General features: G+C 73.1%; 25 protein-coding genes and 1 pseudogene. 13 read left to right on the top strand and 13 right to left on the bottom strand.

Translation table 11 applies throughout. The annotated features are described in order from the left end of the window. Window positions 1-73 precede the first annotated feature (73 nt). From QE359_RS04440 to QE359_RS04420, 5 genes are read left to right on the top strand one after another with little or no spacing between them, the layout of a single operon-like run. Window positions 74-1,339, top strand: a complete 1,266-nt coding sequence (locus QE359_RS04440; protein WP_309777840.1) for a phosphatidylserine decarboxylase family protein — start codon at window positions 74-76, stop codon at window positions 1,337-1,339. A 31-nt stretch (window positions 1,340-1,370) separates the two neighbouring features. Continuing rightward, a complete protein-coding gene (locus QE359_RS04435; protein ID WP_309777838.1) occupies window positions 1,371-2,369 on the top strand; it encodes an SDR family oxidoreductase in 999 nt (332 codons plus the stop codon). Next, window positions 2,366-2,704 (top strand): hypothetical protein, encoded by a 339-nt coding sequence (locus QE359_RS04430; RefSeq protein WP_309777837.1) that lies wholly within the window; start codon window positions 2,366-2,368, stop codon window positions 2,702-2,704. Before QE359_RS04435 ends, QE359_RS04430 begins: the two co-directional genes overlap by 4 nt. 10 nt (window positions 2,705-2,714) lie before the next feature. Beyond that, complete coding sequence (locus QE359_RS04425; protein ID WP_309777836.1) at window positions 2,715-3,302, top strand: dihydrofolate reductase family protein; 588 nt, start codon at window positions 2,715-2,717, stop codon at window positions 3,300-3,302. 31 nt (window positions 3,303-3,333) lie between these two features. Next, window positions 3,334-3,531, top strand: coding sequence for a hypothetical protein (locus QE359_RS04420; protein WP_309777835.1), 198 nt, complete (start codon window positions 3,334-3,336; stop codon window positions 3,529-3,531). A gap of 46 nt (window positions 3,532-3,577) precedes the next feature. Here the strand turns inward: QE359_RS04420 and QE359_RS04415 are convergent, their stop codons facing one another. After that, window positions 3,578-4,309: a tyrosine-protein phosphatase gene (locus QE359_RS04415; RefSeq protein WP_309777834.1), complete on the bottom strand. Its 732-nt coding sequence runs from the start codon at window positions 4,307-4,309 to the stop codon at window positions 3,578-3,580. Beyond that, complete coding sequence (locus QE359_RS04410) at window positions 4,302-7,871, bottom strand: bifunctional proline dehydrogenase/L-glutamate gamma-semialdehyde dehydrogenase (protein ID WP_309777832.1); 3,570 nt, start codon at window positions 7,869-7,871, stop codon at window positions 4,302-4,304. The genes QE359_RS04415 and QE359_RS04410 overlap by 8 nt, the downstream gene beginning before the upstream one ends. A gap of 117 nt (window positions 7,872-7,988) precedes the next feature. Between QE359_RS04410 and QE359_RS04405 the strand changes: the two genes are divergently transcribed. Further along, a complete protein-coding gene (locus tag QE359_RS04405; RefSeq protein WP_309777831.1) occupies window positions 7,989-8,465 on the top strand; it encodes a MarR family winged helix-turn-helix transcriptional regulator in 477 nt (158 codons plus the stop codon). Between the two features lie 87 nt (window positions 8,466-8,552). On the opposite strand, the gene QE359_RS04400 is transcribed toward QE359_RS04405, so the two are convergent. From QE359_RS04400 to QE359_RS04385, 4 genes are all read right to left on the bottom strand, one after another. Further along, window positions 8,553-9,233 (bottom strand): hypothetical protein, encoded by a 681-nt coding sequence (locus tag QE359_RS04400; RefSeq protein WP_309777829.1) that lies wholly within the window; start codon window positions 9,231-9,233, stop codon window positions 8,553-8,555. A gap of 130 nt (window positions 9,234-9,363) precedes the next feature. Then, complete coding sequence (locus QE359_RS04395) at window positions 9,364-10,113, bottom strand: zf-HC2 domain-containing protein (protein ID WP_309777828.1); 750 nt, start codon at window positions 10,111-10,113, stop codon at window positions 9,364-9,366. Continuing rightward, complete coding sequence (locus QE359_RS04390; RefSeq protein WP_071294337.1) at window positions 10,110-10,622, bottom strand: sigma-70 family RNA polymerase sigma factor; 513 nt, start codon at window positions 10,620-10,622, stop codon at window positions 10,110-10,112. Before QE359_RS04390 ends, QE359_RS04395 begins: the two co-directional genes overlap by 4 nt. Continuing rightward, the gene (locus tag QE359_RS04385) at window positions 10,622-11,368 is read right to left on the bottom strand and encodes a YceI family protein (RefSeq protein WP_309777825.1); all 747 of its coding nucleotides are present in this window, start codon (window positions 11,366-11,368) and stop codon (window positions 10,622-10,624) included. The genes QE359_RS04390 and QE359_RS04385 overlap by 1 nt, the downstream gene beginning before the upstream one ends. 85 nt (window positions 11,369-11,453) lie before the next feature. On the opposite strand from QE359_RS04385, the gene QE359_RS04380 reads away from it, so the two are divergent. Both QE359_RS04380 and QE359_RS04375 read left to right on the top strand, forming a co-directional pair. Further along, window positions 11,454-12,242 (top strand): SDR family NAD(P)-dependent oxidoreductase, encoded by a 789-nt coding sequence (locus tag QE359_RS04380; protein ID WP_309777822.1) that lies wholly within the window; start codon window positions 11,454-11,456, stop codon window positions 12,240-12,242. Between the two features lie 26 nt (window positions 12,243-12,268). Next, entirely contained in the window at window positions 12,269-12,607 is a 339-nt protein-coding gene (locus QE359_RS04375; RefSeq protein WP_309777821.1) for a hypothetical protein, read from the top strand. A 156-nt stretch (window positions 12,608-12,763) separates the two neighbouring features. Here the strand turns inward: QE359_RS04375 and QE359_RS04370 are convergent, their stop codons facing one another. After that, entirely contained in the window at window positions 12,764-13,792 is a 1,029-nt protein-coding gene (locus QE359_RS04370; RefSeq protein WP_309777820.1) for a DNA-3-methyladenine glycosylase 2 family protein, read from the bottom strand. Window positions 13,793-13,867: 75 nt separating this feature from the next. On the opposite strand from QE359_RS04370, the gene QE359_RS04365 reads away from it, so the two are divergent. The 5 genes and pseudogenes from QE359_RS04365 to QE359_RS04345 all read left to right on the top strand — a co-directional run bounded on the left by QE359_RS04365 (window position 13,868) and on the right by QE359_RS04345 (window position 17,528). Continuing rightward, window positions 13,868-14,896 (top strand): 6-phosphofructokinase, encoded by a 1,029-nt coding sequence (locus QE359_RS04365; RefSeq protein WP_070419301.1) that lies wholly within the window; start codon window positions 13,868-13,870, stop codon window positions 14,894-14,896. Window positions 14,897-14,952: 56 nt separating this feature from the next. Further along, complete coding sequence (locus QE359_RS04360; protein ID WP_309777819.1) at window positions 14,953-15,930, top strand: MDR family oxidoreductase; 978 nt, start codon at window positions 14,953-14,955, stop codon at window positions 15,928-15,930. Between the two features lie 80 nt (window positions 15,931-16,010). Next, window positions 16,011-16,691: a GntR family transcriptional regulator gene (locus tag QE359_RS04355; protein WP_070417351.1), complete on the top strand. Its 681-nt coding sequence runs from the start codon at window positions 16,011-16,013 to the stop codon at window positions 16,689-16,691. Between the two features lie 41 nt (window positions 16,692-16,732). Then, window positions 16,733-16,894: pseudogene (locus QE359_RS04350) on the top strand (ATP-binding cassette domain-containing protein); the annotation flags it as partial. A 115-nt stretch (window positions 16,895-17,009) separates the two neighbouring features. Further along, complete coding sequence (locus QE359_RS04345) at window positions 17,010-17,528, top strand: ATP-binding cassette domain-containing protein (protein ID WP_309780400.1); 519 nt, start codon at window positions 17,010-17,012, stop codon at window positions 17,526-17,528. 166 nt (window positions 17,529-17,694) lie between these two features. On the opposite strand, the gene hemL is transcribed toward QE359_RS04345, so the two are convergent. The 6 genes from hemL to hemQ form a co-directional block, all read right to left on the bottom strand. Further along, a complete protein-coding gene (gene hemL / locus QE359_RS04340; protein WP_309777818.1) occupies window positions 17,695-19,026 on the bottom strand; it encodes a glutamate-1-semialdehyde 2,1-aminomutase in 1,332 nt (443 codons plus the stop codon). After that, the gene (gene hemB / locus QE359_RS04335; RefSeq protein WP_309780399.1) at window positions 19,023-20,024 is read right to left on the bottom strand and encodes a porphobilinogen synthase; all 1,002 of its coding nucleotides are present in this window, start codon (window positions 20,022-20,024) and stop codon (window positions 19,023-19,025) included. The genes hemL and hemB overlap by 4 nt, the downstream gene beginning before the upstream one ends. Window positions 20,025-20,074: 50 nt before the next feature. Then, window positions 20,075-20,632 (bottom strand): uroporphyrinogen-III synthase, encoded by a 558-nt coding sequence (locus tag QE359_RS04330; protein ID WP_396127716.1) that lies wholly within the window; start codon window positions 20,630-20,632, stop codon window positions 20,075-20,077. Window positions 20,633-21,076: 444 nt separating this feature from the next. Beyond that, the gene (gene hemC, locus QE359_RS04325) at window positions 21,077-22,063 is read right to left on the bottom strand and encodes a hydroxymethylbilane synthase (protein WP_309777814.1); all 987 of its coding nucleotides are present in this window, start codon (window positions 22,061-22,063) and stop codon (window positions 21,077-21,079) included. Continuing rightward, a complete protein-coding gene (locus QE359_RS04320) occupies window positions 22,060-23,295 on the bottom strand; it encodes a ferrochelatase (protein ID WP_374930692.1) in 1,236 nt (411 codons plus the stop codon). Before QE359_RS04320 ends, hemC begins: the two co-directional genes overlap by 4 nt. Beyond that, window positions 23,292-24,017 carry a hydrogen peroxide-dependent heme synthase gene (gene hemQ / locus QE359_RS04315; protein ID WP_309777812.1) on the bottom strand — a complete coding sequence of 242 codons (726 nt, stop codon included), beginning with the start codon at window positions 24,015-24,017 and terminating at the stop codon, window positions 23,292-23,294. The genes QE359_RS04320 and hemQ overlap by 4 nt, the downstream gene beginning before the upstream one ends. Window positions 24,018-24,064: the final 47 nt, after the last annotated feature.

Raw genomic sequence — 24,064 nt, 5'->3', positions numbered from 1 at the left:
GCCCATCATGCTCGGTCCTCGGCGACAGTGCTGGCTGGGAGGACCGGGTGACCGGGTCGGTACGGTGCGCTTCGTGACTGCTGCACCTCGTGACGTCCGCCGCCGTGCCGGCTGGCTCCCCGCCGACCAGGCCCACCTCGAGTCCTGGTTGCGGGGCCGCCGCGAGCGCCTCGACCAGCGCGATCCCGACCAGGTGCTGCACCCGTCGGTCGCCGCGTTCCGGGACGTCGTCGAGGGCGACCCCGTGCTCCGGCTCGAGGCGCACGAGATGATCGCGCAAGTCCCGTCGTCGCGGGACTACGCCGAACGCCACCTCGAGAGCTTCGACGAGCTGCTCCTGCTCATGGACGAGGTCGTCCGCAGTGCGCCCGAGTACGGCGAGCAGATGGTGATGACCCCGCTCGACGGGATCCTCGACTGGACCAAGGCAACCCCGGCGGGGTTCTCGTTCTACCGGGACCCGCGGGTCAACGCCGCACTGCGCGACGTCCTCGACGCCTGGTGCACGTTCCTGTCGGCCGAGCAGTCCCTCGAGGTGATCGTCGACGAGCCGGGCGGCTGGCGGAGCGATGCAGCTCGACGTGCGGTGGGCATGGACCAGTTCGAGCACGACCCGGACGACGAGCACTGGGGCTTCACCTCGTGGAACGACTTCTTCACGAGACGGTTCCGGGAGGGCGAGCGGCCGGTCGCGTCGCCGGACGACGACGCGGTGGTGGTCAGCCCGTGCGAGGCCACGCCGTACCGGATCGCCCGGGGCGTCCGACGCCGCGACGACTTCTGGGTGAAGGCCGAGCCGTACTCGCTCGACGAGCTCCTCGCCGGGGACGAGTCGGTCGACGGATTCGTGGACGGCACCGTGTTCCAGGCCTTCCTGAGCGCCCTGGAGTACCACCGCTGGCACAGCCCGGTGGCCGGGACGATCGCTCGCGCCTGGGTGCAGCCCGGGACCTACTACTCGGAGGCCGACTCGCAGGGGACCGAGGCCTGGGAGCCGACGGTCTCGCAGGGGTACCTGGCGCACGTCGCCACGCGTGCCGTGGTCGTCATCGACGCCGACGATCCGGCGATCGGCCAGGTGGCCGTCGTCTTCGTGGGCATGTCCGACGTGTCCTCGTGCGTCATCGGGGACGGCATCACCACCGGCACGCACGTGGGCAAGGGCGACGAACTCGGGTACTTCCAGTTCGGCGGGTCCTCGGTGTGCGTGTTGTTCGGCCCGGACGTCGTCGAGGCGTTCGCACTCGGAGCGATCCCCCAGGCCCCGGACGAACGCCCCTCGGTGCTGCGGGTCGGCTCGCACCTCGCGACGGCCCGTCGGGGGACAACTGCTGGGTGAGCGGCTCGAGCGCCTGCGTACAACTGGGCGCATGACTCGAGTGGCAGTGGTGACCGGTGGTTCCGCAGGACTGGGACGGGCGACGGTGCGGGAGCTCGCCGCACGGGGGTGGGACGTCGCCGTGCTCGCGCGGGGGCGGGACGGGGTCGAGGCCGCGGTCGCCGAGGTCGAGGCGGCCGGACGACGAGGGCTGGCGCTGGTCGCGGACGTGTCCGACCGGGAGGCCGTCGAGGCAGCCGCCGACCGTGTCGAACAGGAGCTCGGGCCGATCGACCTCTGGGTCAACGGCGTGATGGTCGGCGTGTTCGGACGGTTCATGGACACCGCACCCGAGGACTTCGAGCGCGCACTGCACGTGACCTACCTCGGCTTCGTGAACGGCACCCGGGCAGCGCTGTCCCGGATGGTCCCGCGCGACCGCGGGCAGGTCGTCCAGGTCGGTTCGGCCCTCGGCTTCCGGGGCATCCCGCTGCAGGCCGCGTACTGCGGGGCGAAGCACGCGATCGTCGGGTTCACCGAGTCGGTCGTCTCCGAGCTCCTCGAGCAGGGCAGCAAGGTGCAGGTCTCCCGCGTCGACATGCCCGCGCTCAACACCATCCAGTTCCAGTGGGTGAAGTCGAAGCTGCCGCACCAGCCCCAGCCGGTCGCACCGATCTACCAGCCGGAGGTCGGCGCACGGGCGATCGCCGCCGTGGCCGAGCGGCCCCGTCGCCGCACCTGGGTCGGGGAGTCGACGGTCTACACGATCCTCGGCAACCGGATCAGCGGGCGGTTCGCCGACTGGTACGCCGCGAAGACGCTGGTGTCCGGGCAGCAGGACCCCGAGAAGGACGGGTCGGCGATCGGCGTGAACCTCTACGAACCGGTTCCAGGGGACCACGGGGCGCACGGGGTGTTCGACGACACCGCGCACGCCTGGTCGCCGCAGACCTGGTGGGTGGAACACCGCCGGCTCGGGAACGGGCTCGTCGGCGCGGTGCTGGCCGGTGCGGCGGGAGCCGTGGCGCTGGCGGCGGGACGACGACGATGACGTCGGGCTCCGGTGTCGAGGCCGTCCGGGCCGCCGTGGGGATCGGGCACGCGGTCCGGGCCGCACGGGGCGGTGGGCAGCCGGTGCTGGACGTCGTGCTCGCGGCGCGGCAGCTCGCCCAGGCGGGGCTGGTCGGTCGCGCCCGGACTCCCGACGCACACACGCTCAGCGCGGTCGTGGACACCCTCCACGGCCTGACGATGGTGCCGCTGGCCGTCGCGGACCGGCGGCGGCGCCGGTTCGCCCTCGGCCAGCTCGGGATCTCCCTGGTGTTGGTGATCGCCGAGTGTGCGGCCGTCGGCAGCAGACGACGTGCTGTCGGAGGTGCTCGGTAGCGTCCCGGGCATGAGCACGACCTACTCCGTCGCGTCCTCGCTGGACGGGTTCGTCGCCGCGCCCGGCGACGACCTCGACTGGCTGCTGCAGTTCGGCTTCGAGCCGTTCCAGGAACACCACGACCGCTTCTTCGCGGGCGTCGGTGCCCTCGTGATGGGTTCGACCACGTACGAGTGGCTGCTCGCCCACGACGACACCTGGGCGTACCCGGACCTGCCGACCTGGGTGTTCACCACGCGCGAGCTGCCCGTGCCGGACGGCGCCGAGGTGCACTTCGTCTCGGGATCGGTCGCGGACCACCAGTCGGTCCTCGAGCGGGCGGCGGGCGAACGCGACGTGTGGGTCGTCGGCGGCGGCCTCCTCGCGGCGCAGTACCAGCAGGCCGGGCTGCTCGACGAGCTCCGGGTCACGGTGATGCCGATCGCGCTCGGCGCCGGTGCGCCCCTGCTGCCGGTGGCCGCGCCCACGCCGGTGTACGAACTGGTCGGCACGACGCCGTTCGTGGGCGGCGCGGTCGAACTGCACTACCGGTCGACACCGGCGGCCGGTGACACGGACCCGCACTCCGTCGGCCAGGATGCGCGCACCGACGCCTGACGCCCACCAGCCGCGGCGTAGCGTCCGTGCCATGAGCGACAACGAACAGACCGAGCCCGTCATGGACGGCGCCACCGAGGCGACGAACCACGAGAAGCTGCACGGCCTCATCGAGCAGGTCGACCACGACCACGCCGGCGAGGGCGCCGGAGCGATGGCCGACCACCTCCGTGACCGGATGGACGAGACCGGCGTCGCGGACGAGGAAGCCGGAGACACCGAGGACTGAGCCCCGCCGGACGCCACCGCGCGCGTCCGCGGACGGTCCCCGTCGGTCAGGCGACGTCCGCGCGGAAGGTGCGCAGCGCCTCCAGGTCGTCCGCGTCGAGACCGGCACGCTCGACGAACCGGTCGACGTCGAACGCGGCGAGGGCCGCGCGGAACGCCCCTTCGACCGTGGTGCCGTGCTCGGCGCACAGCGCCTCGATCTTCGCCTCGTTCGAGGGGACGCCGATCGAGGCGAGCAGCGCCGGGGCGTTGTCGACCGTGACGAGGTGGTCGGCGACGATCGCCTCGGGTTCGACGCCGGCGAGGGACAGCAGGACGAGCGCGATGATCCCGGTGCGGTCGCGTCCGCCCGCGCAGTGGAAGAGGACACCGCCCGGTTCGGCTCGGGCGATCGCACGCAGGACGGAGCCGGTGCGCTCCGGCAACTCGGCGAGGTGCGGGCCGTAGTACAGGGGTGTACCGACGAGCCCGGTCTCCCAGTACGCCTGCCAGAACGCGGGAGCCGCGTCGAGTCCGTCGTGGTCGATCACGACGGTCGTCACCCAGTCCGGACGGGTACCGGTGTCCTTCTCGGTCTCCCACGGCGCGCGCAGGTCGACCACCGTGCGGACCCCCGCGTCGCGCAGCGCCTGCCAGCCGGCGGGGCTCACGCGGTCGACGTTCTCGGACCGGAAGACCTGCCCGGACGGGGTCGCCCCGCCGTCCCGCAGCGGGAGCCCGCCCAGGTCGCGGGCGTTGAAGAGCCCCTCGGCGTGCAGGGTGCGGTCGACGTCAGACATGCAGCTCCGCGAGGTCGGGGTCGAGGTCACCGAAACGGTGCGCCGTGATCGACACGGTCTGTTCGCGCAGGAACGGGAGCATCTCGATGATCCCGGCCTCGACCACGGGGGCGTCGTGGATGGCGACGTCGACGCTGGCGCCCAGGGCTTCCTCGAGCGCGAGGGGGTCACCGCCCACGAGCCGGATCCGGGCGCCGGGTCCGCCGAACGCTGTGTGCGCCGGGCGGTCCTGCCCCTGGGCGAGCACGGCGTCGAGCGCGTCCTGCTCGACCTCGTCGCCGGAGGACCAGTCCGGCCGGAACAGGTCACCGGAGGCGGCACGGCGGAGGAACTCGTCGTCCGACTCGACCAGGTGGTCGACGACGTGCAGCGGCGATCGGCTCGACGCGAGCAGCTGCGTGAGCGGTCCGGGGAGCGGCCGAGCCGTGCTCACGAGCAGGTCGGCCCGGGCGGCGGTCGCGGCGGCGAGCACGCGCACGAGGTCGCCGGACGAGGCGCCCTCGGCCTGCCGGACGATGACGGACTGCGGCCGCCAGCGCAGCACGTTCCGCTCGACGACGAGCCCGGCCGGGTCGTGCGCCACGCCGAACTCGGACTCGCGTGCGCGGACGTCGCTCAGTGCACCGGCGCGCACCTGGTCGAACTCCTCGAACGACAGGCCGCTGCGGGCCGCCTCGATCACGGCGGTGACCCGCGGCGGCAGGCCGTGCAGCTGGATGCTCTTGTGCACGGTCCGGGGCGTGGGCTCCCACCGACCGAGCGTCGCGACGGACATCGAGCCGCCGGGCTTCGTCCCGGTGCCGACCGACGAGCGCTTCCACCCGCCGAACGGCTGCCGGTGGACGATCGCGCCCGTGGTGCCGCGGTTGACGGACAGGTTGCCCGCGCGGACCCCGGCGATCCAGTCGGCGACCTCGTCGGTGTCGAGAGAGTGGAGGCCGGCGGCGAGACCGTGGTCGGTGCCGTTCTGGATCGCGATCGCCTGGTCGAGGGTGTCGGCGCGCATGATCCCGAGGACCGGGGCGAGGTACTCGGTCTGGTGGAAGTCGCTGCCGGGCCGGACACCGTCGCGGATCCCCGGCGACCACAGCCGGCCGGAGTCGTCGAGCGGGACCGGCTGCACCAGCCAGGACTCCCCCGGGCCGAGCTCGGTGAGCCCGGCGCGCACCGTGCCCTCGGGCTCGGCGATCAGCGGCCCCACCTGCGCCGTCGGGTCGTCCGGCCAGGCGACACGCAGGGTGCGGGTGGCGTCGACGAGCTGTCGGCGGAAGCGCTCGCTCTCGCCGACCGCCCCCACGAGGATCACCAGCGAGGCCGCGGAGCACTGCTGCCCGGCGCGACCGAACGCCGACCGGACGATGTCCTGCACGGCGAGGTCGAGGTCCGCGCTGGGAGTGACGACGATCGCGTTCTTGCCGCTCGTCGCACCGGTGAGCGGCAGACCTGCACGCCACCAGCGGAAGGAACGTGCGGTGTCGGCCGAGCCCGTGAGGACGATCCGGTCGACCGAGGGGTGCGCGATGAGGTCGCGGCCGAGCTGGTCCTCGTCGAGGTCGACGAGCTGGAGCAGGGAGTGCGGGACCCCGGCGTCCCAGAGCACGTCGGCGAGCACCGCCCCGGAGCGCTTCGCCTGGGGCGCGGGCTTCAGGACTACCCCGCTGCCCGCGGCGAGGGCGGCGAACACGCCCTCGGCCGGGTTCGCGACGGGCGACGTCCACGTCGGCGCCACGATCGTGAGGCGCGGCGGCACGTACCGGGCACCGTCGCCGTCGAGCACGGCCAACCGCCGGGCGCTGTCGGCGGCGTGGTGGGCGGAGTCGATCGCGGCGCTCACGTCGGAGTCGGCCTCGCTGAAGGTCGTGCCCGTCTCCGCCGCCGACACCTCGATGAGGTCGGCACGCCGCGTCTCGAGCTCGTGCGCGATGAGGTCGAGGAGCTCGGCACGGTCGGACGGGTCCTGCCGTCCCCAGTTCACCCCGGCCTGCGCCGTCCGGGCGACGATTCGCTCGAGCTTCGACCGGTCGGCGACCTTCGACCCGCGGATCGTCTGCGCACCGAGCTGCGAGCGCGGCACCCGCCGGAGCACGTCGAGCGCCCACTCGCGGTTCGCGGCGGTCGACGGGTCGGTGTCGGGTGCGTTCGTGAAGGCGTCGCGGTGCACGGGGTCGCCGATCGGGGCACGGCGGTCCTGCGTCCGGTTCGTGGCCGGCACCCGACCGGGAGCGTCGAGGGCCGCGACCGCCGCGAGCCACCGGCCGCGTTCACGCTCGAAGACGCTCTCGTCCTGACCGATGTCGCCCGCCGCGGCGACGAAGCCGTCCGGACTGGCGCTCTCCTGCAGCCGCCGGGCGAGGTACGGGATCGCGGCGTCGAACTGGTCGGGGTGCACGACCGGGGTGGAGACGACCACCCGTCCGACGTCGGCACGGACGGCGTCGGCGGACGCGGACGCCATCCCGAGCAGCACCGCGACGTGCACGCCGTCGGTGACGCCGCGGCGCTGGGCGAGGGTCCACGCCGTCGCGAGGGTGAAGAGGTTGTGGCTCGCGACCCCGATCCGGACCGCGTCGATGCGCTCCGGCGTGAGGGCGGCGTCGAGCAGCCGGAGGTGGGCGGTGTCGGTCTCCTGCTTCGACCCCCACGTGGCGAGGGGCCACCCGTGCAGGATCGCGTCGACCCGTTCCGTCGCGAGCGAGGCGCCCTTGACGAGTCGGACGGTGATCGGCGCGCCGCCACGGGCACGCCGCTGCTGCGCCCAGGCGGTCAGGGAATCGAGTGCGCCGGCGGCGTCGGGCAGGTACGCCTGCAGCACCACACCGGCGTCCAGCCCGAGGAACTCGTCGCGGTCGAGGAGCGTCCGGAACGCAGCGAGCGTGACGTCGAGGTCGCGGTGGTCCCCGGCGTCGAGCGTGACGGACTTCGGGGTCGGGGACGACGCGGCGAGCCGGTACAGGGGGACGAGCCGGTCCACCACCCGTTCGACGGTCTGGTCGAACGCCCACGCGGACATCTGCGGCACGACCGACCGCACGCCGATCGACACGTGGTCGACGTCGTCACGCGCCAGCAGGTCCATCGTCGCCTGCAGCCGTCGGTCGCTCTCCGCGCTGCCGAGCACGGCTTCGCCGAGCAGGTCCACGTCGACGACCACACCCGGGCCGCCGACCTTCGCGAGCGCGGGCCCGAGCTTCGCGTCGGTGGCGTCGACCACCAGGTGCCCGGTCATCCGCCGCAGGATCTTCCGCGCCGTGGGCACCACGGCCCACGGAGCCATCGTCGCGAACCCGCCGCCGAGCGTCACCGCGCCGCGCAGGGACCAGGACAGGAAGTCCGGGACGTCGCGGCTGACCTGCTCGAGGTTGCGGGCCACGACGCGTGGGTCCTCGGGGCGGATCACCTTGTCGACGAGACCGCGCGTGAAGTCCAGCCCCCGGTCGTCCCGCAGGGCCTCGGCGAGGCGGACCGCCCCCGCGTCGGGCTTCGTCCCCGCGGACGCCGCCAGCCACCGCCGCACGAGGGCGACGGCGTCGTCGGTGCAGTCCTGCAGTCGGGCGCTCGGCATGCACCGATCGTATGCTGCGCCACCGACCGCACCTCGGAGCGAGCCGTGCGCCACCGGCGAGTCATCCGAGCGGATGATCATGCCGTCGAAGCGTCCGGAGGTCGATACGCTGACGCCATGTCGAACGAGGGCGCCGAGGGCCACGACTGGGCGACGTGGGACGCCTACCACGACGTCTGGCGACGCCTCGACCGAGCGCTCGACCAGGCCGTGCAGCACGGCGCAGGCATCTCGATCCCCGAGTTCGAGATCCTCATCGGACTGCACCGCGAGCCGGACCACCGGTTGCGGGTCCGCGACATCGCGGCCGGGATCGGCTGGGAGAAGTCACGCGTCAGCCACCAGGTCACGCGCATGGTGGCGCGGGGCCTCGTCGAGCGCGCGGACTGCCCCACCGACGGACGGGGCAGCTGGGTGGAGATGACCCCGGACGGTCGCCGCGCGGTGCTCGCCGGCATCCGTGCGCACACCGGTGCGCTCGAGGACCTGTTCTGGAGGCCCGTGGGGACCGACGCGGACACGCTGCGGTCCGTCAGTGCTCGCGTCGAGGCCGCGATCGGCCCCGACGAACCGGATCCGGACAGCGCCGACTGAGACGACGAGCACTGAGACGACGAGCACCGAGACGACGACACCCCCGCCCCGGGACGGCCGGGACGGGGGTGCGACGTGCGGGGGGTGTTACTTGATCTTGGCGGTGATGGTGGCGGTGCCGACGAGGAGGCCGGACTTCACGGCGTCGGTCTTGAAGGTGCTGTTGAGCAGCTTCGCGGCGTCACCCGAGACGTGCACCGTGGTGCCGGTCAGGATCGCGTTGTCACCCTCGAGCTGCAGCGGCTTGAGCGTGCCACCGTGCAGCGAGAACAGGTACGCGTTGTTCACCGCGACCTTGCCGTTGACCAGCACGTCACCGTAGAGCTTGGACGAGCCCGGGTTCACGACGAAGTTCTCCAGCGTGACCGTCGTCGAACCGGCGGTGAGGGTCAGGCCCGAGTCGTCGTGGTTCAGCAGACCCTGCACGTACGGACGGTAGTCACCGTCCGGGGACCAGTACGTGACCGAACCGGACGTGATCGGGAACGACACGGACCCGTCGGCGAGCTTGGCGTCACCGGAGACACCCGGGGTCAGCTTCAGCGCGGTGAGGGCGTCGGTGAAGCCGGAGTCGAGCTTCACGGCGGTGTCGCCACCGAGGACCTCGGGCACCGATGCGACGGGGCCGGGGATCTTCGACGAGGACGACGACACGGTGTGCACCGACGGGGTCGAGGCCTGCGCCGAGGTGATGCCGAACGCGGCACCACCCAGCACGAGCGCACCCGTCGTGGCGAGCGTGATGGAGGTCTTCAGGGACTTGCGCATGGTGATCGTTCCTTTGCTGTAGTCGCGCTCGGCGCGGGCTGCTGTGTGCGCGCCGAACACACCCTGGTGCAGGGTGGAGAACCAGCGATCTGCGGCTGGTGAGCGCCTCCGGGGTGTTCCCCGGTCGATGTCAGTGATTCGGCACCCTCGCCCAGCCGGATTGGTCCGGATCGGGATCCGTCAGAGATCGACGTCCGCGAGCACCCCGATCGTCGCCGCGGAGCCGCACCTGCACGCTGGCGATGTCGTCGCGCTGCACGTCGGTCGAGGCGGACAGCCCCCGGGCGTCCTCACCCGCGGCCGACCACGACGCCACGGTCTGCACGGACCCGTCGTCGCGCACGACCACGAGGTCGTACATCACGGACCCGTCGGCGGCCCAGGACTTCCCGCCGTAGGAGCAGCCCCAGTCGAAGCGGGTGCCCCACGGTTCGCCGCTGACGGACAGGTCGACGTCGAGGCCGCGCTCCCCCACGAGCGCGTACCGGTCGGCCGACGCCGTGGCCGGGCCGGCCTGGACGGACGGGTCCACCCGTGCGGTGCCGACCGCGAGTCCGCCGAGGACCGCGGCGACCACCGCGGCGGCGGCCGTGGCCGCGACCCAGATCCGGCGGCGACGACGGCGGTGTCGAACGCGGTGCGCGACCGAGGCGAGCGTGCTCTCGGAGCCGGTGTCGCGCCTCCCATCCGGGTCCGCGATCTCGACCGCCTGGTCGGCCGGGAGCTTGGACAGCAGGCCCGGGAGACCGACCAGCTCGGCGACGGCTGCCGCACAGCGGTCGCACGTCTCGAGGTGCCGCTCGTACTCGAGCCGCTCGTGCGGCGGCAGGGAACCGAGCACGTAGGCGGCGTCCCACTCGGCGTAGCGGTCGTCGCTCATCGCGTCACTCCTCGTTCCTGCAGTGCGAGCCGGAGGGCCCGCAGCCCGTAGTGCAGCCGCGACTTCGCGGTGCCCTCGGGGATGTCGTGTCGTCGGGCGATCTCGGGGACCGTGTGCCCGAGCCAGTAGGCGTCCACCACCACCCGACGGTGGTCGGGGCTGAGGGAGGCGAGGGCGTCCGCGACGACGATGCGGTCGAGGACGGCATCGGTGCGGTCCGCCTCGACCCGGTCGACGGGGGACTCGGTGCCGTGCTCACGGCGGTTCCGCGCGGACCGGGCATCGTCGACGACGAGGTTCCGGGCGACGGTGAAGAGCCACGCTCGAGCGCTGTCCGGAGCGCGTTCGAGCACGGCCGGCCGCTGCCACGCGCGGACCATCGTCTCCTGCACGACGTCCTCGACCGTGTGGCCGTCCCGCGTCAGGTGCCGGACGTACCGGGTGAGTGCGTCGCCGTGCTCCCGGTAGAGCGTCGCGAGCAGCTCGTCGGCGGATCGGCCCGTGGCCATCACTTCGCCAGGTCGAGGGAGAACTCGACGGACCCCTTCGGGTCCACCGTGACGAAGCCGAGGGACGGTGCTTCGACGCCGTAGTCCTCGAAGGTGATCGGGATGCTGCCGGCGACCTGCACGGTGCCGTCCTTCGCGACGGCGACCTGGGCGTCGGCGGTGACGGGCTGCTCGACGCCGTGCAGGTCCATCGTGCCGGTGAGCGTGACGTCCTGCGTCGAGCCGTCGAGCGCCCCGGACACGTCGACGGGCTTCGTCAGCGTGAACGTCGCCGTGGGGTGCTGGTCCGTCTGGAGCGCGGTGTCGCGGAAGTAGGCGTCACGGGCGGACTCGGGCGTGCTGATCTTGGCGACCTCGACAGTGACCGTCGCCTTCGTGAGGGAGCCGCCGCTGACCTCGGCGCTGCCCTCGACGTCCTTCGTGCGTCCGACCACGTTCACATCCTGCCCCTGGAGCTTCTCGTGCACGCGGTAGCCCGCGAACGAGTCGCCGGTGCTGGTCCAGCTGCCGTCGGCCTCGGCGGCGGTGAGGGTGCCGGAGCCGCCGGACGGCGCGGCGCTGACGGAAGGGGCCGCGGCGGCCTGCCCGTTGACGGTGTTCGCGTAGATGGCCGGTCCGGCGATGGCTGCGGCCGCGCCGACGACCACGACGCCGGAGGCGATGCCGATGATGACCTTGGTGCGTGTGCGGAGTCCCATGCCCTGACGACGAGACAGCGTGCCGGATCGTTCACCGGCGTTCGGCATGATGGGACGGTGGACATCGTCATCGCCGGCTGCGGCGACCTCGGGATCGAGACCGGCCTGCGCTTCGCCGCCCGCCGGGCACCGCGTGGTCGGACTCCGGCGGCGGGGCGAGCTGGTCCCGGCCCCGCTCACCGGGCGGAGCGTCGACCTGCGCCGGTCGGCCCCGGAGATCCCTGCGAGCACGGCGGTGGTGGTCGTGGCCGTCGCCGCGGGGAGCCGCGAGGTGGACGAGTACCGCGCGACGTACGTCGACGGGCTGCGGAACGTCCTGGACGGCATCGACGCGTCCGGAGCGAGCCCGCGCCTGGTCGTCGTGTCCTCGACCGCGGTCTACGACGTCGACGACGGCGGCACGGTCACCGAGGACACCCCCGCGGACGGCGGTTCCCCCACCGCGGACGTCCTGCTGGAGGCCGAGGCGCTGCTCCGCGAGCGAGCCCCGGGGGCGGTGCTCGCTCGGCTGTCCGGTGTGTACGGTCCCGGGCGGGAGCGCCTCATCGACCAGGTCCGGGGCGGAGGGGCTCGGTCGGCTCCGGCCGCCGGGTCGTCCCCGCACACGAACCGGATCCACCGGGACGATGCGGCCGCGGCCTTGGTGCACCTCGCGACGCTGGACGACCCCGCACCGACGTACCTCGGGACCGACGACGAACCGGCTCGGCTCGACGACGTGTACGCGTTCCTCGCCGCCGAGCTCGGGGTCGCGGTGCCGCCGAGGACCGAGGCCGGCGCCGGCGCCGCCGGCCGGCAGGGTGCCGGTGACAAGCGCCTGTCGAACGCCCTGCTCCGCTCGACGGGCTGGGCACCGCGGTACCCGACGTTCCGCGAGGGCTACCGCGCCGTGCTCGCCGGCGTCGGCACCCGGCACCCCTGAGCCGCCCCGCTCGGTACGATCCGGACGTGCACGAACTCGCCGTCCGGCCCCACGCCACCCCCACGCTCGTCGTCGCCGTGGCGATCCTGTCCATGTCCGGGACGGCGTTGGCGTTGCTCTGGTCGGTCATGTGGGTGCCGGTGCTCGTCACGGGGACGGGGGCGTCGCTCTTCCTGTGGCCCCTCGTGCTGGCGTTGTCGCTCCTCCCGTGGGGCGGGGTCGTCGTGGCGCTGGTGCTCGGTGTCGTCGCGCGCCGGCGTGCGGAGACCCGCGGGTCGACCGCCGTGGTCGTCACGAGCGCTGTGCTGTCGGGGCTCGCGCCGATCGCGCTGTGGTTCGGCGTGCCGTTCTCGGCGGTGGCCTGACCCGCGGAGCGGCCGGGCGCCGGCGCGGCGCGGCGCTCCGCACAACCAAAGGCACGTTGCACCACGCGGATGCACGGCTCGGGCGCACTTCGGTTGTGCGAACACCTCCGGCGCCAGCGGCGCCAGAGGCGCCAGCGGCCGCCGCGCCCCCGCGGCTCAGTGGTACCGGTGGTCCTGGATCGTCAGGCGCGGCCCGAACGACGGCTTCCGGAAGCCCGACCCGCCGATGAGCCGCACGACCCGCTCCCGGTGCCCCCGCCACGGCTCCAGCAGCTCGAGCATCCCGTCGTCGTCCACCGGTCCCCCGGTCAACGCCCACCCGACGAGCGCCGGCACGTGGAAGTCCCCCACGCTCGGGGAGTCCGGATCGCCGTGGGCGCGCTGCGCGGTCTCCGCCGCCGTCCACTTCCCGATGCCGGGGACCGACTGCAGCCGCGCGGACACGAGGGCCCCGCCGCGGCCGAGCGTCAGCGTCCGTTCGAGCGCCGGAGCCACCCGGACCGCCCGCATCACCGTCGCCGATCGACCGGGCTCGATGCCGGCGCGGTGCCACTCCCAGCTCGGGATCGCACCCCACCCGGCAGCGGTCGGCGGCACGAACATGTCCGACGGGGCTGGTCCGGGCGCCGGTGTGCCGTACCGCCGCAGCAGGTACCGCCAGGCGCGCCAGGCCTGCCGGGAGGTGACCTTCTGCTCCATGATCGCGGGCACCAGGGCCGCCATCACGGTGTTGGTTCGGAGCAGGCGGAGGCCCGGTTGCCGGTGCCGGGCGTCGACGAGGAACGGGTGCCGGGACACGTCCAGGTCCGACCAGTCGTCACCCCGGCCGAGCAGTTCGGGAGCGTGCGACACCGCCCACTCGGCGCCGTCGCCCCACGCCGAGACCGCGATCGCGTCGGGACCGGCACGGCGCACGAGCACCGAGGCCGGGCCGTCCGGTGTGCGGAGCGCGAGCCACGTGTCGGAGCCGACCACGCGGAAGGCGGGGTCGCCGGAGCCGCGCTGCAGGGGCCGGAGCGTCGCGCGGACGTCCACCGCGCCTCCTGGCCGGTAGACGGTGTCGACCCGCGACGCGGCCTCGCCGACCCGCGACGCGGCCTCGTCGACCCGCGCCGCAGACCCACCGACCCGCGCCGCGGCGCCCTCGACGCCACCAGCGGCGGAGGACGGAACGGCGAGGGACACACGCAGGATGGTAATGCGGAACCACCGTCAGTCATGATGGGCGTGTCCCACTGCACCCCGACGACGGAGTTCCCCATGCGCATCGGCATCCTCACCTCCGGAGGCGACTGCCCCGGCCTGAACGCGGTCATCCGCGCCATCGTGCTGAAGGGCATCGCGATCTACGGACACGACTTCGTCGGCTTCCGCGACGGGTGGCGCGGCGTGGTCGACGGCGACATCGTCCCGCTCGGCCGCAAGGACATCCAAGGCATCGCCAAGCAGGGCGGCACGATCCTCGGCACGAGCCGGACGAACCCCTTCGAGGGCCCGAACGGCGGGGTCGAGAACATCGAGCGCACTCTCGAGCGGCACGGCATCGACGCCATCGTCGCGATCGGCGGCGAGGGCACGCTGGCCGCCGCGAAGCGCCTCACGGACGCCGGACTGAAGATCGTCGGTGTCCCGAAGACCGTCGACAACGACCTCGGCGCGACCGACTACACGTTCGGCTTCGACACCGCCGTCGCGATCGCGACCGAGGCGATGGACCGCCTGCGCACCACGGGCGAGTCCCACTCGCGCTGCATGGTCGCCGAGGTCATGGGCCGGCACGTCGGCTGGATCGCCCTGCACTCCGGCATGGCCGCGGGTGCCCACGCGATCCTCATCCCAGAGCAGAAGACGAGCATGGAGCAGATCGCCGCGTGGGTCCGGGCGGCCTACGACCGTGGTCGGGCGCCGCTGGTCGTCGTCGCCGAGGGGTTCGTGCCCGACCACGAGGACAACGCGCACACCGAGCGCGGCCTCGACGCGTTCGGGCGTCCGCGGCTCGGCGGGATCGGCGAGCGACTCGCACCGCTCATCGAGGAGATGACGGGCATCGAGACGCGTGCCACCACGCTCGGCCACATCCAGCGCGGCGGCACCCCGACGGCGTACGACCGGGTCCTCTCGACGCGGCTCGGCCTGGCGGCCATCGACTCGGTGGTCGAGGAGCGCTGGGGCCGCATGGTGGCGCTCCGGGGCACCGACATCGAGCACGTCTCGTTCGAGGAGGCGCTCGGCGAGCTGAAGACCGTGCCGCAGGCCCGGTACGACGAGGCCGCCATCATGTTCGGCTGACACGCGTCCGCAGGTCGGCCGGTCGTGGTCCTGGAGACGCGGGTAGCGTCCGACGCGTGACCCGCGCAGTCCTCGTCTCCAGTTCCGCCCCGCCCACCGTCACCGAGGTCGACGTCGCCGACCCGACCGAGGGCGAGGTGCTCGTCGACGTCACGTACTCGAGCGTCAACTACAAGGACGGCCTGGCGCTCGCCCGGAATCCCGGCGTCGCGCGGGTCGACCCGCTCGTGCCCGGCATCGACGTCGTCGGCACCGTCTCGGCCCTCGGACCGGGCGTGCACGACGTCGCGATCGGCGACCGGGTCGTCGAGAACGGCGCCGGGCTCGGCGAGACCCGGCACGGCGGCTGGGCGGAGCACGCGGTGGTGCCGTCGGGGTCGCTCGTCGTGCTGCCCGGTTCGATCGACGACTCCTTCGCGGCCGCGATCGGGACCGCCGGGTTCACCGCGATGCTCAGCGTGCTCGCACTCGAACGGTTCGTCGAGCCGGGCAGCGGTCCCGTCCTCGTGACGGGTGCGTCCGGCGGCGTCGGCACGGTCGCGATCGCGCTGCTCGCCGCCCGCGGGTACGAGGTCACGGCCTCGACCGGACGCGCCGCGAACGAGGCCTCGCTCCGGGCACTCGGCGCGACCGACGTCATCGACCGCGCGACCCTGTCCGAGCTCGGCCGGCCGATGCAGCGGGCGCACTGGGCGGGCGCGGTGGACAGCGTCGGGGGCGCGACCCTGGCGAACGTCCTCGCGGCGACCCGGTGGGGCGGGGCCGTGACGGCGTGCGGCCTGGCGCAGGACTCCGCGCTCCCGACCTCGGTGATGCCCTTCATCCTGCGGGCGGTGTCGCTGCTCGGCATCAACTCCGTCGACGCCCCGCTGCCCCTTCGTCAGCAGGCGTGGCAGCGGCTCGCGACCGATCTCGACCCGGCGCTCCTGGCGGGCGTGACGCGGGTCGCCGGGCTCGAGGAGGCCATCGCCGTCGGACCCGAGGTCGTCGCCGGAAACGTGCACGGGCGCACGGTCGTCGCGGTCGATCGCTGAATACTAAGATTTCACAAGCGTTTGCATATTGACACGTTAGGATTTGAGTACAGAACACCTGAGCCCGTGAGGAGTCCGGCATGCCGGTACCCAAGTCCACCGTCGAGAACTCGCCGCGGAAGCTCCTGCGCGACGTCGTGCTCGAGAAGATGCTCGCCGCGATCCAGGACGGCACGCTCCAGGCGGGCGAGCGCCTCAACGACGACGAGCTCGTGCAGTGGCTCGGGGTCAGTCGCACCCCCATCCGTGAGGCGATCGCCAAGCTCGTCGACTACGGCCTGGTCGAGATGGAGGCGAACCGGTACACCCGCGTCGCCACCCCGACCGGCAAGCAGGCCGCCGACACCACCCAGGTCCTCGGCGGGTTCGTCGAACTCGCTGCGCGCTGGGGCGTGCCGAAGCTCGACGCCTCCGCAGCCAAGGCGCTGACCGAGCACCTCGAAGCCGTGCGCTCGTACTCCGAGCAGCAGGACAAGCGCATGGACGCCGAGCTCGAGACGGTCATCTCTCTGCTCGTCGACGCCGCCGACAACGAGCTGCTCGACAAGTTCGCCGAGTCGCTCCTGCCCCGCGCACGGTTCCTCTCGCTCGCCCAGGGTGCGTGGCAGTTCTGGGACTACAAGCACTCGGTCGACCCGCTGCGTGCGGCCATCGCGAAGCGTGACGGCGACGCCGCCGCGGCCGCGATCCGGGCGCTGACCGCGACCGCCGAGCAGCAGGCGGACGAGCTCCGCGCCGCCGGGACCGCCGCCGCCGGCTGACCCGTCCAGCGATCCCCGGCCGCCTGGGCCACGATGGACCCGTGAGCAGCATCGACGACGTCCTCATCCGAGCGGCCGGGGTCCGCGTGACCCGGTCCGGCCGGGACCTCCTGCACGACATCGACCTGACCGTCCGGCGCGGGGAGCACTGGGCGCTCCTCGGGCCGAACGGTGCCGGGAAGTCGACGCTGCTCGCGGTCCTCGGCGCCACCGGGCACCCGACGGCCGGCACCGTCGAACTGCTCGGCCCGGCGACTCGGGCGCGTCGACGTCCGGGAGCTCCGCGAGCACATCGGGCACGTCGACCCCCGCCACCGGATGCTCTCGCCGCTGACCGTCCTCGAGACCGTGCTCACCGGGCTCACCGGCACGACCGACCTCATGATGCGATGGGAGCCGACGTCGGCGCAGGTGGCCACCGCCGAGCAGCACATCGCCGACGTCGGGCTGACGGCGCGTCGGGACGCCCGCTGGCCGGTCCTGTCGCAGGGCGAACGCGGACGGACGCTCATCGCCCGGGCGCTCATGTCCGAGCCGCAGCTGCTCCTGCTCGACGAACCGGCGACCGGGCTCGACGTCGCCGCGCGCGAACACCTGCTCGAGACCGTCGACGCCCTGCGCCACCGGCACCCCGAGCTCGGGAGCGTGATGGTGACGCACCACCTCGAGGACCTGCCCGCGTCGACCTCGCACGCGATGCTGCTGCGCGACGGCGTCGCGGTCGCCCAGGGCACCTCGGACGAGGTCATCACGTCGTCGGCGGTCTCGCACGCCTTCGACTTCCCGCTCGCGATCCTCCGGGCCGAGGGGCGCTGGGCCGCTCGCCGCGCGTCCTGAGCCGCGGCGCCCGAGCCGCAACCGCGCAGCCCGACGACGACTGCGCGCGCTGCACCACGAGCACTCGTCGCTGCGCTGCGCACGTCGCGCCGCACGTCCCCGGGGGCGGCGGACGGGAGGCGCGGGTCGGGCCCGACCCGCGCCTGACGTCACGCAGGTGGTGGCGTCACGCCGTGGCGCGCGCGGCCGCCTTCGCCGCGGCCGGCAGTGCGTCGAGCACCCGTCCGACGGCCCGGTCGTCGTGCGCCGCCGTGACGAACCACGCCTCGAAGACGCTCGGGGGCAGGGTCACCCCCGCGTCGAGCATGGCGTGGAAGAACGGCGCGTACCGGAACGCCTCCTGCGCTCGGACGTCGTCGTAGTTCCGCGGGGCGGTCTCGGTGAAGGCGAACGAGAAGAGGTTGCCGGCGTGCTGGACGGTGTGGGCGACGCCCTCGGCGGACAGTGCGTCGCTCGTCGCCGTCGCGATGGTCGCCGCGGTCCGGTCGAGGTGGGCGTAGACCTCGGGCGTCGCGGCCCGCAGCGTGGCGATGCCCGCGGCGACCGCGAGCGGGTTCCCCGACAGCGTGCCCGCCTGGTAGACGGGGCCGAGCGGGGCGAGGTAGTCCATGACCTCGCGCCGACCACCGAGTGCTGCGAGGGGCATGCCGCCGCCGATGACCTTGCCGAACGTGACGAGGTCGGGCTTCCACCCGGCGCCGTCCGGCACGACCTTCGACGCCTCGAGGCCCCACCACCCGGCAGAACCCACCCGGAAGCCGGTCAGGACCTCGTCGACGATGAGCAGCGCGCCGTGCGCCTGCACGATCTGCGCCAGGGCCCGGTTGAACCCACGCTCGGGGGCGAGGACGCCCATGTTCGCGGCCGCTGCCTCGACGATCACGCCGGCGATGCGCTCGGAGTGCTCGTCGAACGCGCGGCGGACGGCGTCGAGGTCGTTGTAGGGCAGCACCAGGGTCTGCGCGGCGGTCTCGGCGGTGATGCCGGCACTGCCGGGGAGCGCGAGCGTGGCCACACCCGAACCGGCCTCGGCCAGCAGGGAGTCCGAGTGGCCGTGGTAGTGCCCGGCGAACTTCACGAGCAGGTCGCGGCCGGTGTACCCGCGGGCGAGCCGGATCGCGGTCATCGTCGCCTCGGTGCCCGTTGACACCATGCGGAGCTTCTCGATCGGGCCGTCGCCGTCCACCGACACCCGCTGCTTCACGAGCTCGGCGAGCTCGGTCTCCCCCGGGGTGGACGCCCCGAAGCTCAGCCCTCGCGCCGCCGCCTGCTGCACGGCCTCGACCGTGGCAGGGTGGGCGTGCCCGAGGATCGCGGGCCCCCACGAGGCGACGAGGTCGACGTACTCCCGCCCCTCGGCGTCGGTGACGTAGGCGCCCGTCGCGCTCGTCAGGAAGCGGGGCGTCCCGCCGACGGAGCCGTACGCCCGGACCGGCGAGTTGACCCCGCCGGGGATGCTGTTCTTCGCACGGCCGAAGAGCTGGTCGTTCGTGGTCATTCTGGGGCCTTCCCGGTCGAGGCGATGCCGTCCACGGCACTGGTGCTGCCGGAGGTGCGGAGGCCCGCCTCCTCGTTGAGCTTGCGAGCGATGTCGACCGCGAAGTAGGTGAGGATCGCGTCGGCGCCGGCGCGCTTGATGCCGACGAGCGCCTCCATCGCCGCGGCGTCGCGGTCGATCCAGCCGTTCTGCGCGGCTGCGGTGATCATCGCGTACTCGCCGGAGATCTGGTACGCCCAGACCGGCACCGGCGAGGTGCGTGCGGTCTCGGCCAGCACGTCGAGGTAGCTCATCGCCGGCTTCACCATGACGATGTCGGCACCCTCGGCGATGTCCTGCTCGACCTCGCGGAGGCCCTGCCGACCGTTCGCGGCGTCGATCTGGTACGTGCGACGGTCGCCCACGAGCGAGGAGTCGACGGCCTCGCGGAAGGGTCCGTAGAACGCGCTCGCGTACTTGGCCGCGTACGCCAGCAGCGCCGTACCGCTGTGCCCGGCCGCGTCCAGCGCGTCCCGTGCGGCGGCGATCTGGCCGTCCATCATGCCGCTCATGCAGACGAGCTCGGCACCGGCCTCGGCCTGCACGACCGCCATGTCGCGGTACCGCTCGAGCGTGGCGTCGTTGTCGACCGAGCCGTCCGCGGCCAGGACGCCGCAGTGCCCGTGGTCGGTGAACTCGTCGAGGCACAGGTCCGACTGCACGACGAGGGCGTCGCCGACCTCGTCGCGCGCGACGCGGATCGCGACGTTGAGGATGCCGTCCGGGTCGGTCGCGCCGGATCCCTGCGCGTCCTTCGACGTCGGCACGCCGAACAGGTTCACGCCGCCGATCCCGACCGACGCCGCCTCGTGCAGGGCACGGCGGAACGAGTCGAGCGAGTGCTGCTGGACCCCGGGCATGCTCGTGATGTCGATCGCCTCGGTCGCCCCCTCGCGGATGAACATCGGCAGCACGAGCTCGGCGGGGTGGAGCCGGGTCTCGGCGACGAGTCGACGCATCGCGCCGGTCGCGCGGAGTCGTCGGGGGCGGACCTGGGGGAAACGGCCGGTCACTTCGGTGCCTTCCTGTTCGGGGCGGTGGGGTTCAGGGACTCGACGACGGCGTCGAGCAGGGCTTCTGCGGATCGGGTCCGGGCGACCACGTGCACGGGCAGGCCGGCGGCGCGGGCTTCGGCAGCGGTCCCGGGTCCGATGCACGCGACCACGGTGCGGGGGTCGAGCGGGGTCATCCGCCGGGCGATCTCGCGAGCGACGCTACCGCTCGTCACGAGCACGGCGGCGGGCGGGGAGTCGAGGACGACCGGCTCGTCGCCGGTCCCCACGGTACGGTACGCGACCACGTCGTCCACGTCGATCCCGCGGGCGCGCAGGGTGTCGACGACGGTCGGGGCAGCGAGGTCCGAGCGTGGGAAGAGGACGGTGCCGGAGGTGTCCGGCATCGCGTGCGCGAGCGCGGCGCCCGAGGATTCGGACGGCACCAGGTCGACGACCCAGCCCGCAGCACGCGCGGCACGGGCGGTCGGCTCGCCGACCGCCGCCACCCGCAGGTCGGACGGGAGGCGCGCCACCCGTTCCGCGACCACGCGCACGGCCGTCGCACTGGTCACCACCATCCACGCGTACCCGGCGCCGTCGGTGCCGCCGGTGCCGCCGGTGCGGGCGGTGCTGTCGGTGCGGGCGGTGCCGTCGGTCGCGGGTCCCGAGTGGGCACGATCCGGCCCGGTCGACGCGGCCAGGCGGCCGGTTCCGCCCGCTCGCCGACCGGCCGACGGCGCGTCCTGCCCGCTCGCCGACGGCGGACCGGACCCGACCGGCGGAGGTGCGTCGTGCCTCCTGGACCCGCCGGACGCGATCAACCGGTCGACCGCAGCCTCGAGGGCGGACCGATCCGTGGGTGCCGCGTCCGCGATCAGCGGGACGACGAGCGGGTCGAGCCCACGCTCGCGAGCGGCCGCGGCGACCCGGTCACCCCACGCCCCGCCGCGCGGGACCAGGACGACCGGCTGTCGTGCCGCGTCCGCGGTGCTGACGTCGGGGTGCGTGGCGACCGCCTACTCCGCCGGAGTCGCGAGGTCCGCCAGGTCGGCCGCACCATTCTCGAGCAGTTCGGCGGCGACCCGGCCACCGAGCTCGAGCGCCTCGGTCAGGCGGTCCTGTGCGCAGCCGTCGAGCACGGCGGCGTGTGATGCGGTGCGGTACTCGGAGCCGTCGGGCCGGTAGACCGTCGCGGAGACGAGGAGCATCTCGGCGTCGACGATCGCGGTGGCACCGATCGGGGCGGAGCACCCGGCCTCGAGCTTCGCGAGGACCTCGCGCTCGGCGGACACGGTCAGGCGAGTCGGCGCGTGCTCGATCTTCCGCAGGGCGGCGAGGAGGTTCCGGTCCGTCTCGTCGGCGCGGGTCTCGATCGCGAGCGCTCCCTGCCCGGGGGCACTCGGCCAGAAGCCGAGGTCGAGCAGTTCGGTCGCCGCGTCGAGCCGGTCGATGCGCGTCAGGCCGGCGGCCGCGAGGACCACCGCGTCGAGGTCGTCGTCCACGCGTCCGAGGCGGGTGTCGATGTTGCCGCGGATGTCCACCACGTCGAGGTCGGGACGCTTGGCCCTGAGCTGCGCGACGCGGCGGGGCGAACCGGTACCGACCTTCGCGCCCTCGGGCAGGGTCTCGATGGTCGCGGCGTTCCGGGCGACGAGGACGTCTCGGGCGTCGGCACGCTTCGGCACCGCGGCGATCGTCAGCCCCGGGTACGGCGCGGTCGGGAGGTCCTTGAGGGAGTGCACGAGGACGTCGACCTCGCCCGCGACGAGTGCTTCGCGGAGCGCGCTGGCGAACACGCCCGTGCCGCCGAGGCTCGCGAGGGAGGCGCGGTTCGTGTCGCCCTCGCTCGTGACCGTGACGAGCTCGACCGGTCGACCGGACGCCGTCGCCAAGCGGTCGGCGACGTCCTGCGACTGGGCGACCGCGAGCCGGCTGGCACGGGTGCCGAGCCGGATCGGGGCCGGGCCGTCTGGGCTGCCGGTCGGCGCGGACGCGTCGGTCACGGGGCGAGCCCGGCCGCTGCGGGCTTGAACCCGGCGCGCACGTTCTCGCAGCACCCCGGACGGCAGACGTCGTACCAGGGACCGAGGTCGGTCAGGTGCGGGCGCTCGCTCGTCGGGGTGCCGTTGACACGCTCGAGGACGAGGTCCACCAGACCGGAGACGTAGGCCGGGTCGACACCCGGGGTCTGCGTGCGCACCGACCAGAAGCCGAGCTCCTGAGCGGTCTCGGTGGCCTCTTCGTCGAGGTCCCACATGACCTCCATGTGGTCGCTCACGAAGCCGAGCGGGACGATGAGCACGGCGCGGGTCGGGCCGCCCTTGAGCTCCTCGTTCATGTAGTCGTTGATGTCGGGCTCGAGCCACGGCTGCGTCGGGGGGCCCGAGCGCGACTGGTACACGAGCTTCCACGGCGGCGTGCTGGTGCCGCGGAGCGACGCGTGCTCGGGCTGCTCGAGCAGCTCCGCCCACGCCTGGTCGAGGACGACCTGCGCGACGGCGAGGTGCTGGGCCTCGTACGCGCCGTGCTCGTCGAAGCCCCGGTAGTCCGGGCCGGACTTGGCGGCGTCGGTCGACGGGATCGAGTGCGTCGAGAACAGCACGTGCAGCTCGGTCGCGACGTCGAGGCCGTCGTTCTCGGCGATCGCACGCGCCATGCCGTCACGGACGCCGTCCACGAACGGGCGGACGAAGCCCGGGTGGTCGAAGAACTGCCGGACCTTGTCGATCTGGATGGTGTCGATCAGACCGGTCTCGGACAGCACGCGGGCGTAGTCCTCGCGGTACTGGCGGCAGCTCGAGAACGACGAGTAGGCGCTCGTGGCGATCGCGATGAGCTTGTTGTAGCCCTTGTCGGCCGCCTCGGTGAAGGCCTCTTCGAGGTAGGGCTCCCAGTTGCGGTTGCCCCAGAGGACCGGCATGTCGATGCCGCGCGAGGCCAGCTCGGCCTCGAGCGCGGCCTTGAGCGCACGGTTCTGCGCGTTGATCGGGCTGACGCCGCCGAAGTGCCGGTAGTGGTGGGCGACCTCTTCGAGGCGTTCGTCCGGGATGCCGCGGCCCCGGGTCACGTTGCGCAGGAACGGGATGACGTCGTCCTGGCCCTCGGGTCCGCCGAAGCCGGCGAGCAGGATCGCGTCGTACGCGACCGGGACCTCGACGTGCTCGGGACCGTCGGCGGCCGCGGGGGTCGCGGCGAGGACGGCCTGACCGTTCGTGATCATGCTGGTGTCGGTCACGAGAGCACCTCCGGCAGCTCGGTGGTCGTCACACGACGACCGGTGAAGAAGGGCACCTCTTCCCGCACGTGCATGCGGGCTTCGGTGTAGCGCAGGTCGCGCATGAGGTCGACGAGGTCGACGAGGTCCGGGCTCTCGAGCGGCAGGATCCACTCGTAGTCGCTCAGCGCGAAGGTGGCGATCGTGTTCGTCAGCACGCGGCGGTACTTCGCGCCGGCGATGCCGTGGTCGCGGAGCATCTTCGAGCGCTCCTCTTCCGGCAGGAGGTACCACTCGTAGGACCGGACGAACGGGTAGACCGTGATCCAGGCCTCTGGCTCCTTGCCGCGCAGGAAGGCGGGGGTGTGGCGCTTGTTGAACTCGGCTTCGCGGTGCATCGCCATGGCGTGCCACACCGGCTCGGCGTCCTGGAAGAGTGCCGTGCGGCGGATCTCGCGGAGCACCGCCTGGATCGCCTGCGCGTCGTCGCCGTGCAGCCAGACCATCACGTCGGCGTCGGCGCGGAAGCCGGACACGTCGTAGAAGCCGCGGATCGTCACGCCGCGCTCGGCAGCGGCGGCGATGACGGCGTCGAGCTCGGCCACCGCGTCGTCGCCGACGGCGTGGATCGGGCCGAGCGGACGGCGGAAGACGGCCCACAGGGCGTAGGCCGTCAGCATGTTGGGGTCGATGCCGTCGGGGGAGGTCTCGTGTGCGTCGTGCGTGGGCACGGTGGAACTCATGTGTCCATTGTCCTATCGGTCACAAAGGTGACGCCGCTCCCCTTTCG

Origin of the sequence: Curtobacterium sp. SORGH_AS_0776, assembly GCF_031453355.1 — a bacterium.
GTDB lineage: Bacteria > Actinomycetota > Actinomycetes > Actinomycetales > Microbacteriaceae > Curtobacterium.
This window is presented reverse-complemented; position numbering and strand designations above follow the sequence as displayed.